The sequence below is a fragment of the Leeuwenhoekiella palythoae genome, from assembly GCF_900130045.1.
Lineage (GTDB): Bacteria > Bacteroidota > Bacteroidia > Flavobacteriales > Flavobacteriaceae > Leeuwenhoekiella > Leeuwenhoekiella palythoae.
Genome location: NZ_FQXT01000001.1, coordinates 225,919 through 241,663, shown reverse-complemented (window position 1 = coordinate 241,663; position 15,745 = coordinate 225,919). Strand labels below are relative to the sequence as shown.

The 15,745-nt window shown below is 39.9% G+C and carries 13 protein-coding genes; 11 read left to right on the top strand and 2 right to left on the bottom strand.

Annotated elements, in window-relative coordinates; all coding sequences use genetic code 11:
- Positions 1 to 77 precede the first annotated feature (77 nt).
- The gene (locus tag BUA96_RS01045; RefSeq protein ID WP_072979438.1) at positions 78 to 1,439 is read left to right on the top strand and encodes an NAD-dependent succinate-semialdehyde dehydrogenase; all 1,362 of its coding nucleotides are present in this window, start codon (positions 78 to 80) and stop codon (positions 1,437 to 1,439) included.
- A gap of 68 nt (positions 1,440 to 1,507) precedes the next feature.
- Positions 1,508 to 1,978, top strand: a complete 471-nt coding sequence (locus BUA96_RS01040) for a GNAT family N-acetyltransferase (protein ID WP_072979436.1) — start codon at positions 1,508 to 1,510, stop codon at positions 1,976 to 1,978.
- Between the two features lie 149 nt (positions 1,979 to 2,127).
- On the opposite strand, the gene BUA96_RS01035 is transcribed toward BUA96_RS01040, so the two are convergent.
- Together BUA96_RS01035 and BUA96_RS01030 are read right to left on the bottom strand one after the other, a co-directional pair.
- On the bottom strand, positions 2,128 to 2,430 hold the full coding sequence (locus BUA96_RS01035; protein ID WP_072979434.1) for a DUF3861 domain-containing protein: 303 nt from the start codon (positions 2,428 to 2,430) through the stop codon (positions 2,128 to 2,130).
- A gap of 12 nt (positions 2,431 to 2,442) precedes the next feature.
- Positions 2,443 to 3,429 carry an aldo/keto reductase gene (locus BUA96_RS01030; protein WP_072979432.1) on the bottom strand — a complete coding sequence of 329 codons (987 nt, stop codon included), beginning with the start codon at positions 3,427 to 3,429 and terminating at the stop codon, positions 2,443 to 2,445.
- Between the two features lie 444 nt (positions 3,430 to 3,873).
- Between BUA96_RS01030 and ilvD the strand changes: the two genes are divergently transcribed.
- The 9 genes from ilvD (at position 3,874) to argC (ending at position 15,696) form a co-directional block, all read left to right on the top strand.
- Positions 3,874 to 5,556 carry a dihydroxy-acid dehydratase gene (gene ilvD / locus BUA96_RS01025; RefSeq protein ID WP_072979430.1) on the top strand — a complete coding sequence of 561 codons (1,683 nt, stop codon included), beginning with the start codon at positions 3,874 to 3,876 and terminating at the stop codon, positions 5,554 to 5,556.
- Positions 5,557 to 5,562: 6 nt separating this feature from the next.
- The gene (gene ilvB, locus BUA96_RS01020; RefSeq protein WP_072979428.1) at positions 5,563 to 7,299 is read left to right on the top strand and encodes a biosynthetic-type acetolactate synthase large subunit; all 1,737 of its coding nucleotides are present in this window, start codon (positions 5,563 to 5,565) and stop codon (positions 7,297 to 7,299) included.
- Between the two features lie 2 nt (positions 7,300 to 7,301).
- Complete coding sequence (gene ilvN / locus BUA96_RS01015) at positions 7,302 to 7,829, top strand: acetolactate synthase small subunit (protein ID WP_072979426.1); 528 nt, start codon at positions 7,302 to 7,304, stop codon at positions 7,827 to 7,829.
- A gap of 74 nt (positions 7,830 to 7,903) precedes the next feature.
- A complete protein-coding gene (gene ilvC / locus BUA96_RS01010; protein ID WP_072979424.1) occupies positions 7,904 to 9,403 on the top strand; it encodes a ketol-acid reductoisomerase in 1,500 nt (499 codons plus the stop codon).
- Positions 9,404 to 9,439: 36 nt separating this feature from the next.
- The gene (ilvA, locus tag BUA96_RS01005; protein WP_072979422.1) at positions 9,440 to 10,747 is read left to right on the top strand and encodes a threonine ammonia-lyase IlvA; all 1,308 of its coding nucleotides are present in this window, start codon (positions 9,440 to 9,442) and stop codon (positions 10,745 to 10,747) included.
- A gap of 93 nt (positions 10,748 to 10,840) precedes the next feature.
- Positions 10,841 to 12,436: an NADP-dependent glyceraldehyde-3-phosphate dehydrogenase gene (locus tag BUA96_RS01000; protein ID WP_072979420.1), complete on the top strand. Its 1,596-nt coding sequence runs from the start codon at positions 10,841 to 10,843 to the stop codon at positions 12,434 to 12,436.
- 385 nt (positions 12,437 to 12,821) lie between these two features.
- Positions 12,822 to 13,487, top strand: a complete 666-nt coding sequence (locus BUA96_RS00995; RefSeq protein WP_072979418.1) for a GNAT family N-acetyltransferase — start codon at positions 12,822 to 12,824, stop codon at positions 13,485 to 13,487.
- Between the two features lie 47 nt (positions 13,488 to 13,534).
- A complete protein-coding gene (gene argG / locus BUA96_RS00990; protein ID WP_072979416.1) occupies positions 13,535 to 14,722 on the top strand; it encodes an argininosuccinate synthase in 1,188 nt (395 codons plus the stop codon).
- Entirely contained in the window at positions 14,719 to 15,696 is a 978-nt protein-coding gene (gene argC, locus BUA96_RS00985) for an N-acetyl-gamma-glutamyl-phosphate reductase (protein ID WP_072979414.1), read from the top strand. The genes argG and argC overlap by 4 nt, the downstream gene beginning before the upstream one ends.
- The last annotated feature ends 49 nt before the right edge of the window (positions 15,697 to 15,745 follow it).

Here is a 15,745-nt window from a genome sequence, read left to right as displayed (position 1 = left end):
TAGGGTTAAAGTGCTCTTAATCGACCATATTATTTGTTCAGCATTCTTTAATTTTAGGAAAATACTGACAAAAAATCATGATAACGTCCATAAATCCTTATAACCAAGAGGTTATATCTGAAGTAAAAGAATTAACTAAAGCCGAACTTGTTGAACATATAGAAATTGCGCACGAGCGTTTTCTTTCTTGGCGAAAAACTACCTTTGAAGAGCGCGCTGCTTTAATGCAGGCGGCTGCAGCTGATCTTAATGAACACAAAGAAGCTTACGCTAAAACCATTTCTTTAGAAATGGGAAAACCTATTAAACAAGCCATTGCTGAGGTTGAAAAATGCGCGTGGGTTTGTGAGTATTATGCAGAAAATGCACCTAAGCATCTCGCGCCTAAAAGCATTGAGGCCGATGCGGTGGAGAGCTATGTAAGCTATGAGCCCTTAGGCGTCGTGCTTGCGGTAATGCCTTGGAATTACCCTTTTTGGCAAGTCTTTAGGTTTGCCGCTCCGGCTTTAATGGCAGGAAATATAGGTATTTTAAAGCACGCGAGTAATGTGATGGGGAGCGCTCAAAACATTCAGAAAGTTTTTGAACGTGCCGGTTTTCCTAAGGGTTGTTTTACTAATCTTCCTATTGCTAGCGCTAAAGTAGAAAGCATCATAAAGAATCCAAAGGTTAAAGCAGTGACTTTAACCGGAAGTAAACCTGCAGGAAGCGCTGTGGCATCAGTTGCAGGAAGCGAAATTAAAAAATCGGTTTTAGAATTAGGAGGAAGTAACGCTCTTGTGGTTTTTGAAGATTGTAATATAGAAGAAGCGGTAAAAACTGCAGTTCAGGCGCGTTTTCAAAATACGGGGCAAAGCTGTATTGCAGGAAAGCGTTTGCTTTTGCATAAAAATATCGCCGAAGAATTCACCCAAAAATTTGTAGAAGAAGTGCGAAAGCTTAAAAGCGGTGATCCTGCAGATGAAGAAACTTTTATAGGAGTAATGGCGCGGGAAGATCTTGCCGAAGAATTACACGAGCAGTTAACTAAAAGTGTAAAACAAGGAGCGGTAATATTAGTAGGAGGAAAGCGTGATGGTGCGTATTTTGAGCCTACCGTGGTCACTGATGTTACTCCATCAATGCCAATTTTTAAGGAGGAAACTTTTGGTCCTGTGATCGGGATTACAACATTTAAAAATGAAGACGAAGCGGTTTATCTAGTAAATTCTTCAAACTTTGGATTAGGGGTTTCTATTTTTACTGAAGACTTTGAAAAAGCTAAAAAACTGATTACACTTTTTGATGACGGAGCTGTTTTTGTAAACGAATTAGTTAAAAGTGATCCCAGATTGCCTTTTGGTGGAACCAAAATCTCGGGTTACGGTAGGGAACTTTCTGAAGATGGTATCAAGGAGTTTGTAAATAAAAAGACGGTGTATTTCAACAGCTATTCATAAGCTATAAATACAATTTCTGTTTAATTGACTAATTTTCTAAAAAATCCAACTTTTAAACCAACCTTATAATGCCTAAAGTAACGATTAGACGCGTCACCAAAAGTGATACAGATTTTATATTAAACCTTCTACCGAGTCTAATGGATCCGGAATTACCCCATTGGCGCGATCCAGAAGTAATGCTTGATATTGATCAACGTATTTTAAAAGCTGAAATAGAGGAGGGTAATAAAGACAACGCTATTTTTATTGCTGAAGATGCTCAGGATCATCAGAGGTTGGGATTTATCTTTTTAGAAATAGGCACGGACTATTATCACAGAGAACCACATGGCCATATTGCTGATATTATTGTAGCACCTGAAGCTCGCGGCAGAGGCATTGGTAAAATGCTGATGCAAAAAGCAGAAGAATGGACTAAAGATTGTGGCTACAGTCTATTAACGTTGAATGTCTTTGATGATAATAAAAAGGCCAGAAAGCTTTATCAATCTTTAGGTTTTACTCCGGATCTAACCAAATACGGTAAAATATTATAGTTAACTACCTCAGGGCAAGCCTGTGGAGTATAGGATGGAAACAAATTTTCAATTTTGAGGTAAGCCTAAGATTATTAAACCCTTTGGCGGCGCCAAAAAAAGCGACCTGACCGGGTCGCTTTTCTATTTACTCAACTTGAAGCTTATCATTAAGAGCTCTTCAGTTTTTTCATAAAATCTATGATGTGCGGTCTCAAATCTTCAAACAAAGGGTGCTTCTTGTTGCGAAGCATAACTTCAGTAAATAATTTAAGTCCGAGTGCGAATTCTGTAGATTCTTCAGCGGTAGCAAAAAGCTGTTTTGTTTTAACACGCTCAATAATTTCAAAAAGTTCATCGTGGTTTGAGAATTCCAATTCAAGAGCAGTATCAACGCGCTTTTCTTCTTTTAATACACCAAGTTGTTCTAAACTTAGTTTGTAAAGATTTCCTTTTTTAGTTGGGGTTGCCATTAATTTTTAGTTTTACCATTTTTGATGAACAAGCGGTTTTATTTTTTCAGTATACACCGCATTCATTTTTTCAATTTCTTCTGAAGTTAGATCAGGTCGCTCATAAAGTGAAAGATTCGACATCAAATGCTCAACCTTTGAAGCTCCGGGAATAATAGTGCTTACTTGTGGATGTTGTAAGATCCATTGAAGCGCTACAGGAGCAAGATTTTCAACCTTAGGGAAAATGCTTTTCAATTCATCTACGGCTTGAAGGCCGATTTCAAAATCAATACCGCTAAAGGTTTCTCCTTTATCAAAGGCTTCTCCGTTTCGGTTAAAGTTTCGGTGATCTTCTTTGTCAAATGAGGAGTTTTGATCAAACTTACCTGTGAGTAGTCCGCTGGCCAAAGGAACCCTTACGATAATACCAATATCATTTTTTTCCGCTTCGCGAAAGAATAATCCCGCAGGGCGCTGTCTAAATACATTAAAGATGATCTGTACGGTAGTGACATTATCATATTGCATCGCTTTCAAACCTTCTTCTACTTTTTCTACGCTTACACCAAGATTAGCGATTTTTCCTTCTTGCTTAAGGTCTTCAAAAAGTCTGAAAATTTCCGGACGGTAAAATGTATCTGTCGGTGGACAATGCAACTGAATCAAATCTAGACGTTCTAAACCTGTGTTTTTCAGACTATCTTCAACGTACTTGCGCAAAGCTTTTACAGTATAGCCTGCATCAACGTGAGGAGTGATTTGTCTACCGCATTTGGTAGCGACATAAACCTCTTCAGATCTGCTGCGTACCACGCGGCCCACCGCGGCTTCGCTCAGTCCATTTTCATAAACATCAGCAGTGTCAATAAAATTGATGCCTTGATCTATTGCCGTATTAATTATATGCTCAGCTTTGTTGTCGTCAAAACCAGAGCCCCATTTACCGCCCACTTGCCAAGTGCCAAGCGAGATTTCAGAAATTTTAAGGTTGGTTTTGCCTAATCTGCGAAACTTCATTAAAAAGTGCTTTTAAAATTTTCACTAAAAATACAAAAGCAATAAAGTTTCGATAATGGAAACATCTTAAACCCTTGCCAAAATATGGTATTTTTAAAAATGACTTCAAACCCGATATTTTAGGACGGTTTCTAGGGCTGCCCCAATTAGAATAAATAGCTTTACCATATGAAAACAGCAGCAATTCTCGTACGTTCTATTAGTGTCATTAACTATAGTTGATGCGGAACGTGCTATTCTAAATAGAGACCTTCCGTTAATCTGGAAGGTTTTTTTTTGGAATCTAATTGAATTTTAAAACTTGAACGTAGTAGTATTTTTAGTTTAAATAGCTGTTAATCAAATAATTGAAAACTATTTAAGATTTTTTGGTATATCCGAAGGTTTTTAAGAAAAGAACTGATAAAAAACAGGAATAACTAATTTCGAATTAGAATTATAACAATGGAATTAAATAAATACAGTAAGACTGTAACTCAAGACCCTACGTTGCCTGCTGCTCAGGCGATGCTTCACGCAATTGGTTTGACCGATGACGATTTAAAAAAGCCTTTAATTGGTATTGCAAGTACCGGTTATGAGGGGAATCCGTGTAATATGCATTTGAATGCTTTGGCAACACACGTTAAACAAGGAGCTGCTAATGCAGACTTGGTAGGGCTTATATTCAATACGATCGGGGTAAGTGATGGTATTTCTAACGGAACTCCGGGAATGCGCTTCTCGCTACCCTCACGTGATATTATTGCTGACTCAATGGAAACTGTTGTACAGGCAATGAGCTATGATGGTCTTGTGACGGTTGTAGGTTGTGATAAAAATATGCCGGGAGCTTTAATTGCGCAATTGCGTTTAAATCGCCCTTCAATCTTAGTTTATGGAGGAACCATAGCTTCCGGATGCCATAACGGAAAAAAACTAGATATCATTTCTGCATTTGAGGCTTATGGTCAAAAAGTAGCAGGAACCATTGATGATAATGAGTTTAAAGAAGTGGTGCATAAAGCGTGTCCGGGTGCCGGGGCTTGTGGTGGAATGTACACCGCAAATACCATGGCTTCTGCTATTGAGGCGTTAGGGATGTCGTTACCTTTTAACTCGTCAAATCCAGCAGTTACAGATGCAAATATCAAAGAGCAGGAATGTGTAAAAGCAGGTGAGGCCTTAAAGTACTTATTAGAACACGACATTAAACCTTCAGATATTGTAACGAAGCAATCGCTTGAGAATGCGATTCGTTTAGTAACTGTTTTAGGAGGTTCTACCAATGCGGTGTTACACTTCTTAGCTATCGCTAAAGCAGCGCAGGTAGATTTTACACTTGAAGATTTTCAGCGAATCAGTGATAACACACCGTTGTTAGCAGACCTTAAGCCTTCAGGTAAATATTCTATGGAAGATTTACACGGTGTTGGTGGTATTCCGGGTGTATTAAAATATATGCTGGATAATGATATGCTTCACGGGGATTGCTTAACCGTTACCGGAAAGTCTTTAGCTGAAAACCTAAAAGATGTTCCAAATCTTATAGACGGTCAGGATATCATCAGACCTTTAGACAAGCCAATAAAAGATAGTGGTCACATCCGTATTTTATTCGGGAACTTGGCTACTGAAGGTGCTGTTGCTAAGATCACCGGTAAAGAAGGACTTTCGTTTACAGGAACTGCGAATGTGTTCAACAGCGAACTTGAAGTTAACGACGGAATTAAATCTGGTAAAGTCAAAAAAGGAGACGTGGTGATCATTCGTTATGAAGGACCTAAAGGTGGTCCCGGAATGCCGGAAATGCTTAAGCCAACATCTTCAATTATGGGTGCCGGTTTAGGTAAAGACGTGGCTTTGATTACTGACGGAAGATTCTCTGGGGGATCGCACGGTTTTGTGGTAGGGCACGTTTCTCCTGAAGCACAAGTGGGCGGAAATATCGCACTTGTTGAAAATGGAGATATCATTTCTATCGATGCTGTAAAGAATACCATCAACATCGATATTACCGATGAAGAATTGGCAAAACGAAGAGAAAAATGGACGGCTCCGGAACTTAGATTCCAACGCGGAGCGTTATATAAATATGCGAAAACAGTCTCGTCAGCTTCTAAAGGTTGTGTGACAGACGAAATGTAGAAGGGTATGGATAATACACAAACAATCAAATTGCAAGACACTGCAGTAGAAGCTACGCAGCGTTTAACGGGAAAAGAAGCTATCATAAAATGCTTGCTTGCCGAAGGTGTAGATACACTTTATGGTTATCCCGGAGGGGCGATTATGCCCGTTTATGACGAGTTGTATAAATATCAAGACAAGCTTCATCACGTCTTGACCCGTCACGAGCAAGGCGCTACGCACGCCGCTCAAGGGTATGCACGTGTAAGCGGAAGAGTAGGCGTCGCAATTGCAACATCGGGACCTGGGGCAACTAACCTTATTACCGGGATCGCTGATGCGCAAATAGACTCTACACCGATGGTTTGTATTACCGGTCAGGTAGCTTCACATTTATTAGGTAGTGATGCGTTTCAGGAGACTGATATTATTGGTATCTCTACACCTGTTACAAAATGGAATTATCAGATCACAAAGGCTTCTGAAATACCGGAGGTGATGGCTAAAGCTTTTTACATCGCAAAAAGTGGCCGTCCGGGACCTGTGCTTATCGATATTACAAAAGATGCGCAGTTTGAAGAGTTTGATTTTGCATATAAAAAATGTACTGCGGTTCGTAGTTACAAGCCGGTACCAAAACTAAATCCTGAGGCTTTACAAGCAGCAGCTGAAGAGATCAATAATGCTAAAAAGCCTATGATCGTTTGGGGGCAAGGTGTTATTTTGGGTAAAGCAGAAGAAGAGTTTAAGGCGGTTGTGGAAAAATCTGGAGTTCCTGCAGCCTGGACGATACTTGGAGTTTCGGCGATTCCTACAGATCACCCTTTAAATGTGGGTATGGTAGGGATGCACGGAAATTATGCGCCTAACTTATTGACTAACGAGTGTGATGTGTTGATCGCTATCGGAATGCGTTTTGATGATCGTGTTACCGGTGATTTAAATACCTATGCAAAGCAGGCCAAAGTGATTCATTTTGAAATTGATCCTGCTGAGGTGAATAAAAACGTAACTGCTGATATTGCTGTTCTCGGAAACAGTAAAGAAACGCTGGCGGCTTTACTTCCACTTCTAGAAGAGAAAAAACATACCGAATGGCTCAACCGTTTTAAAGAACTGTATCAGGTAGAGTTTGATAAAATTATTAAAGACGATATCACTCCTGAGAAAGAAGGTTTGACGATGGGCGAAGTCCTTGAAGGAATCAATAAGGTTTCAAAAGGAGATGCCGTGATCGTTTCAGACGTTGGTCAACATCAAATGATCGCTTGTCGTTATGCTAAATTTAACCAGTCAAAAAGCAATGTGACTTCGGGTGGTTTAGGAACGATGGGATTTGCACTTCCTGCAGCAATTGGAGCAAAAATGGGAGCGCCTGAGCGTCCTGTCGTTGCGATCATTGGTGATGGTGGTTATCAGATGACCATTCAAGAATTGGGAACCATTTTTCAGACTAAAGTTCCTGTAAAGATCGTGGTGTTGAATAATGATTTCCTCGGAATGGTGCGCCAATGGCAGCAGTTGTTCTTTGACCGTCGCTATGCATCAACCGAATTGATCAACCCTGATTTTGTAGCAATTGCCAAAGGGTATTACATAGATGCAAAACGCGTTTCAAAACGTGAAGACCTTGCAGGAGCTATTGAAGAAATGTTAGCTTCAGATGGGCCATATTTCCTTGAGGTTACTGTAGAAAAAGAAGATAATGTATTCCCGATGATCCCAACAGGAGCATCAGTTTCAGATATTAGACTTGAGTAGTTATGAGCGAGATAAAAACATATACCGTTTCTATATATACCGAAAATAACATCGGTTTGCTTAACCGTATTTCGGCGATATTTCAGCGTAGAAAAATAAATATCGAGAGTTTAAATACTTCGATTTCAGAAATAGAAGGCGTGTCTCGATTTACTATCGTGATCAACCTTACTGAAGAACGTATGAAAAAGATCATCGGTCAGCTTGAAAAGCAGGTAGAGGTGATCAAAGCCTTCTATCATACCGATGAGGAGACGATTTTCTTGGAGACTTGTCTGTTTAAAATCAAATCAGACTTGCTATTTGAAGAGCGCCAAATTCAAAATATCATAAAAGAAAGTAGCGCGCGTATTGTGACGGTGAACAAAGAGTTTTTTGTTCTGGAGAAAGCCGGTCGTCGTAGTGAGATCGAACTTTTATACCGCGAATTAAGCGCTTTTGGAATTATGCAATTTGTACGTTCCGGAAGAATTTCGGTAACTAAAGACGAAATGAAAATCTCTAAAATGCTGGCAGAATTTGCCGAGTAAACAGCCCAAAAGGTAAAAGCCTTTTAGCGGCGCTAATAAAATTAACTAATCAATATCATTAAAAATAAATCAAAATGTCAAATTACTTTAATACACTATCCCTAAGAGAACAGTTGGCACAACTTGCCAAATGCCGCTTTATGGAATCTGAAGAATTTTCAAATGGGGTAGAAGCTTTACGCGGAAAAAAAGTAGTCATCGTAGGTTGTGGTGCGCAAGGGTTAAACCAAGGGTTAAATATGCGTGACAGCGGCTTAGATATTTCTTATGCGTTGCGCGAAGGTGCGATTAAAGAGAAAAGAGCTTCGTATAAAAATGCTGTAGATAACGGGTTTACCGTAGGAACCTATGACGAACTCATCCCAACTGCAGATTTGGTTTGTAACCTTACTCCAGACAAGCAGCATACATCTGTTGTAAATACGATTATGCCTTTGATGAAAGAAGGCGCTACTTTGGCGTATAGTCACGGTTTCAATATTGTAGAAGAGGGAATGCAAGTGCGTAAAGACTTAACTGTTATTATGTGCGCGCCTAAATGTCCGGGTTCTGAAGTACGTGAGGAATACAAGCGTGGTTTTGGTGTACCTACTTTGATTGCGGTGCACCCTGAAAATGATCCTGAAGGAAAAGGTCTTGATCAGGCAAAAGCTTATGCTGTAGCAACCGGAGGTCACAGAGCGGGTGTTCTTGAATCTTCTTTCGTTGCTGAAGTAAAAAGTGATTTGATGGGGGAGCAAACCATTCTTTGTGGAATGTTGCAGACCGGTTCTATTCTTTGCTTTGACAAAATGGTTGAAAAAGGAATCGATGCAGGTTATGCTTCAAAATTGATTCAGTATGGTTGGGAAACTATTACCGAAGCGTTGAAGCACGGTGGAATCACCAATATGATGGATCGTTTGAACAATCCTTCTAAAATCAAAGCGTTTGAGCTGGCTGAAGAAATTAAAGATATCACACGTCCATTATTCCACAAACATATGGATGATATCATCTCTGGTCATTTCTCAAAAACAATGATGGAAGACTGGGCTAATGATGATGCGAATCTTCTTAAATGGAGAGCAGCCACCGGAGAAACTGCTTTTGAAAAAACACCTGCCGGAAGCCAAGAAATCAGCGAGCAAGAATTCTTTGATCACGGGGTATTGATGGTAGCGATGGTAAAAGCCGGGGTAGAACTTGCTTTTGAAACCATGACCGAAGCCGGAATCATTGAAGAATCTGCGTACTACGAGTCACTTCACGAAACGCCACTTATCGCAAATACGATTGCTCGTAAGAAATTATTTGAAATGAACCGTGTGATTTCTGACACTGCAGAATACGGTTGTTATTTATTTGATCACGCATGTAAACCAATGCTTACTGAGTTTATGAAAGGTATTGATACCGATGTGATTGGTAAAGCATATGCAACAGACAATAGTGTTGATAACAAAACACTTATTGCTGTAAACGATGCTATTCGTGAACACGAAGTTGAAGCGGTTGGAGCTTGGTTACGTGAGTCAATGACTGCTATGAAAGATATTAAGACAGTAGCTTCTGGAGAGGCTGTGACAGCTTAAAAATTTTCTAAACTCAATTAAAATAAGCCTGTCACAATGCATTTTGAGACAGGCTTACTTAATCCTAATACTTTTATTTTGGGCGATTTAAAAACCACATTTTTTCCTGATCTAGAGCAGATAAAGGAAGCAGCAAAAACTCTGGAGGGTGTTGCTGCGTTGACTCCTTTAATGCCGAGTTTAAATTATTCGCGCAAGTTTGACGCCAATGTTATGTTGAAGCGTGAAGATTTGCAACAGGTGAGGTCCTATAAAATCCGAGGAGCATTCAATAAGATCAATTCGCTTAGCGATGAAGAGCGCGCCAAAGGAATTGTTTGTGCCAGTGCAGGAAATCACGCGCAAGGCGTGGCTTTTGCTTGTGCCAAGCTGAAGATCAACGGTACTATTTTTATGCCGTCACCTACGCCTAAGCAAAAGATCGAGCAGGTAGAAATGTTTGGTGGCGAATATGCCAAAATTGTGCTTACGGGAGACACCTTTGACGATGCATACAAAGCTTCAAAAATTGAATGCGATGCGCTTGGTAAAATCTTTGTACATCCTTTTGATGATGAAAAGATCATTGAAGGCCAAGCAACCGTTGGTTTAGAAATTATTGAACAGAGTAAAGATGAGATAGACTATGTTTTTGTTCCTGTAGGTGGTGGTGGTTTAGCTTCCGGCTTGAGTACGGTATTTCATTTGCTTTCGCCCAATACTAAAGTAATAGGAGTAGAGCCCGAAGGTGCTCCTTCAATGAGCACTTCGATCTTTAATAAAGAAAATACGACACTATCGCTGATCGAAAAGTTTGTTGACGGTGCTGCTGTACAGCGCGTAGGAGATCGCACATTTGCTATCTGTAAAGAATATTTGGAGAAAATGGTAACTGTTCCTGAAGGGAAGGTTTGCCAGACTATACTTGATCTTTATAACAAAGAAGCGATTGTAGTTGAACCTGCTGGGGCTTTAACCTTATCGGTGCTAGATCAGTTTGCTGATGAGATCAAGGGTAAAAATGTAGTGTGTATTGTAAGCGGAAGCAACAACGATATTACCCGTACTGCGGAAATTAAAGAACGTGCTCTTTTGTATCGAGGGTTAAAACACTATTTCATCATAAGATTCCCGCAGCGAGCCGGTGCATTGCGTGAGTTCTTAAATGAAATCCTAGGTCCGGAAGACGACATTACCTTTTTTGAATATAAGAAGAAAACATCTCGTGAAGATGGCCCTGCAGTAGTAGGTATTGAGCTGAAAGACCGCAAGGATCTTGACCCGTTAATAGCCCGAATGAAGAGTAGAAATTTCTTCGGAGAATATCTCAATGATAAACCAGACTTATTTGAATTCCTGATTTAAAGATTTAATAATCTACCCCTTAGCTCTTTAAATTGTATATTTTCAAAATAGCAGTCTTAAAGTCAATTCATTTTGTCAAAATCTAATCAACCTATGAAACAATTACCTACAGATATTCCAGATCAGTTTAAAGTTGACTCTATTGAGCAGCGCACCTATCTAATTGACGGGAAAATGCATAATTGGAATGGTGAAACAGCAGATGTTTTTTCAAGCATTCATACAGAAAAAGATGGAGAGCGTCAACCAACTCGTTTGGGCTCTATTCCTTCTTTGGGCGAATCTGAAGCTATTGCAGCAGTTGATGCTGCGCACAAAGCCTATGATCGCGGTCAGGGCTTGTGGCCTACAATGAAAGTTGCCGACCGTATTAAGTGTATGGAAACTTTCGTTACAAAAATGAAAGAAAAGCGGGAACTCATTGTAAAACTGCTGATGTGGGAGATTGGTAAAAATTACCCGGATTCGCAAAAAGAGTTTGATCGTACAGTTGAATATATTCTTGATACCATCGAAGATTACAAGAATATGGATCGTGAGAGTGCTAAATTCTATAAAGAAGGTGGTATTCACGCGCATATTAGACGAGGTCCTTTAGGCGTTGTACTTTGTTTGGGGCCTTATAACTATCCGCTTAACGAGACGTTTTGTTTGCTGATTCCTGCATTGATTATGGGAAATACGGCTGTTTTTAAACCGGCTAAGCACGGCGTTCTTTTAATCACACCGTTGCTAGAGGCTTTTCAAGAAAGTTTCCCTGCCGGAGTGGTGAATATTCTTTTTGGAAGAGGTAGAGCCGTGGCAACACCAATTATGAAAACCGGAAAGGTAGATGTTTTAGCCTTGATTGGTCATAGTTCTTCGGCCAATTCACTTCAGGCATTGCACCCTAAACAAAACCGTTTGCGCTTAGTTTTAGGTCTCGAAGCAAAAAATCCCGCGATAATTTTACCGGATGCTGATCTTGATCTTGCAGTTGCAGAATGCATCGCCGGAACACTATCTTTTAACGGCCAGCGCTGTACAGCGTTGAAAGTGATCTATGTGCATGAAAATATCGCAGAAACCTTCAATAGAAAGTATGCTGAGGCTGTTGATGCTTTAAAATTTGGTTTGCCTTGGGAAGATGATGTGAAGCTCACGCCGCTCCCTGAACCTTCAAAACCAGATTATATTCAGCAGTTGATTGATGATGCTAAAGCCAAAGGCGCAAAAGTGATCAACGCAAAAGGCGGGGAGCGCTCAGAAAACTTTATTTGGCCGGCAGTATTGTTTCCGGTGACTAAAGAAATGGAGGTTTACAAAGAAGAACAATTTGGCCCTGTAGTTCCGGTGTTGACATTTAAACACATCGACGAACCTTTAGATGATATGGCTGAATCGAATTACGGACAGCAAGTAAGTCTTTTTGGTAAAGATGTAAAAGCACTTGCGCCGCTGATAGACACGTTAGTTAATTTAGTATGTCGTGTAAATTTAAACAGTTCGTGTCAGCGCGGTCCAGATGTTTATCCATTTACAGGCAGAAAGGATTCAGCGGTGAGTACATTGAGCGTACATGATGCCTTGCGTTCGTTCTCGATACGCACATTTGTGGCTTCTAAAGACAATGCATACAACAATGCGATCCTTAATGAGCTGTTGGATACCAAAAAATCAAACTTTGTAAGTACAGATTACTTGCTGTAACATTCATAAATGATTTGGTTTATTATGAATCAATCAGTGAAAAGTGCTTTTTGTATTGAAAACTGAAGAATATTTAAAAAAGTAGATTTATTTGATATTTCTAGTAAAATCTGGAGGTTCATTTAAATCTACTTTGTATTTTAGCATCAACAATGAAGGGAATAAAAAGACATATAACAGAACTAAAGCAAGCGGTAAGTGCGTTGCTTAATTCTTTATACCCAGTTAACAGAACCAACACTACATTGGTTTATATTCCTGTACGCCGCCGTGAGCGCCGCCGCCCCTAGTGGGTGCATATTTTTAGGGAACTTAGGTGAGTCCGGTTCCAACTTTCGATTCAAATTACAATTTCACTTTTTTCTAACTTCCAATTCAATTGAATATGGAAATTATTATTGCTAACAAATCCCACGCGGGATATGCACAATATATTTGCGATACCATCGCAGAATCTGCAAAAGTACGCGGCACCGGAATCGCCAAACGTACACCTGAATACGTCATTACCAAGATGGAAAACGGCAATGCAGTGATCGCCCTTGACGGTGAGAAATTTGCCGGTTTTTGCTACATCGAGGCTTGGGGCCATGGTAAGTTTGTAGCTAATTCAGGACTTATAGTACATCCGGATTATAGAGGCAGCGGACTCGCGCGCCAGATCAAAGAAGCGATCTTTAATCACTCCAGAGCTAAATATCCTGATGCTAAAGTATTTGGGATCACCACCGGTCTTGCCGTGATGAAGATCAACTCGGATTTGGGCTACCGTCCTGTGACCTTCTCAGAGCTTACAGATGATCCTACTTTTTGGAAAGGTTGCCAAACCTGCAGAAACTACGACATTCTTCAACGTACTGAGCAAAAAATGTGTTTGTGCACAGGAATGCTTTATGATCCTGAAAAAGAAGAAAAGAAAAAGCAGGAAATTGAAGATAAAATCAATCAAAGAGTTCGTGAGAAAGAAGAGGTAAACCCTAAAGCATTTACCCGATTAAAAAGCATCAAAGAACACTTGTTTTTGAAAAAAGATAAAAAAAAAGAAGAATAAAAACCTTAAGCTCACTTACCGAGCGTTTTCAGAATAAATAGAATAAAATGAAAAAATTAGTTCTCGCCTACAGCGGCGGCTTAGATACCAGTTATTGCGCAAAATACCTTTCAGAAGAAAAAGGATTTGAAGTTCATGCGGTAAGCATTAATACCGGTGGTTTTACGCAAGAAGAGATTGACGAAATCGAATCTAAAGCCTTAAAGATCGGTGCAAAAACCTACAAAAATGTACAAGCAGTAGATCGCTTTTATGACAAAGTAGTTAAGTATTTGATCTTTGGGAACGTATTGAAAAACAATACCTATCCGCTTTCGGTAAGTGCAGAACGTATTATTCAGGCGGTTGAGATCATCAATTATGCAAAATCTATTGGTGCAGAATACGTAGCTCACGGAAGCACGGGAGCAGGAAACGATCAGGTGCGTTTTGATATGATCTTTCAAACTTTGGCACCTGAGATCGAGATCATCACACCAATTAGAGATTTAAAACTTTCACGTCAGGAGGAGATCGATTATTTAAAAAGTCACGGGGTTGAGATGTCTTGGGAAAAAGCACAATACTCTATAAACCGTGGACTATGGGGAACTTCTGTTGGCGGAAGTGAAACATTGACTTCACACCAAGGTTTGCCGGAATCTGCTTTTCCTTCTCAGGTAGAAAAGTCTGAAGCAGAAAAAGTAACCTTAACTTTTGAAAAGGGTGAACTTACCGCTGTAAATGGTAAATCGGGATCTCCTGTAGAAAATATTGAAGCTTTACAAAAACTTGCGGCTCCGTTTGGTATCGGTCGTGATATTCATGTGGGTGACACGATTATTGGGATTAAAGGTCGTGTAGGTTTTGAAGCTGCTGCACCTGTGATTATTTTAAAAGCGCATCATTTGCTAGAGAAGCACACGCTTACAAAATGGCAAATGCAGCACAAAGATTATTTATCTAATTTCTATGGAATGCACCTGCACGAGGGACAATATCTTGATCCCGCAATGCGCAACTTGGAAGCATTTTTAACCGATAGTCAAAAGAATGTTTCAGGTGAAGTGTATGTGACGCTTCAACCGTATCGATTTACTTTAGAAGGAATAAAGTCTGATCACGACTTGATGAATGCTTCGTTTGGTGCGTATGGTGAGATGAATAAAGGCTGGACGGCAGATGATGCTAAAGGCTTTATCAAAATCACCGGGAACCAAAACAAGATTTACAACCACGTAAACGGAGACTCATGATCAAAGCAGGAATAATTGGCGGTGCCGGTTATACGGCAGGAGAGTTAATCAGAATTCTACTGAATCATAATTATGTTGATTTAAGTTTTGTTTTCAGTACTTCAAATGCCGGAAATCTATTGAGCGATGTGCATCAGGACCTACTAGGAAGTACTGATATTCGATTTGCTGATACGGTTGATTTTAATGTTGATGTGGTTTTCTTGTGTTTAGGACACGGAAACTCAACTGCATTTTTAGATAAGAATGTGTTTTCAGAAGAAACCATTATTATTGACTTAAGTAACGATTTCAGGCTAAAACCAGACGCTGAGTTTCAAGGAAGAGAATTCATTTACGGACTTCCGGAACTGAATAAAGACGAGATCAAACAAGCGGGTTCTATTGCAAATCCGGGGTGTTTTGCTACTGCGATCCAGTTGGCATTACTTCCGTTAGCAGATTCAAAGAATATAACTTCAGACATTCACATCAATGCAGTGACCGGTGCTACCGGAGCGGGAACTTCACTTTCAGCAACGACGCATTACACTTGGAGAGATAATAACTTCTCATATTACAAGCCGTTTACCCATCAGCATATGGGGGAGATCAATCAGTCGGTTAAAAGTTTGCAAAGCGGATTTGACAAGGAGATTTTCTTTCTTCCAAATCGTGGGAATTTCTCTCGAGGAATTTTCGCCACCGCGTACACCAAATTTGAAGGAGACCTGGAAGCTATTAAAAAAATCTACACCGATTTTTATGCCGAAGCGCCATTCACCTTTGTTTCCGAGACAGATATTCATATGAAGCAAGTGGTGAACACCAATAAATGTTTGATTCACTTGCATAAGCACAACAATCAATTATTGATCACCAGTTGTATTGATAATCTTTTAAAAGGAGCTTCAGGACAGGCGGTAGAAAATATGAACTTGATTTTCGGTCTACCACAAACCGAAGGCTTGAATTTAAAAGGAAGTTATTTCTAAGCCTTTAGAGAGGCGTATAAAAAGATTTCCGTCTGAAATTTATCCTGAG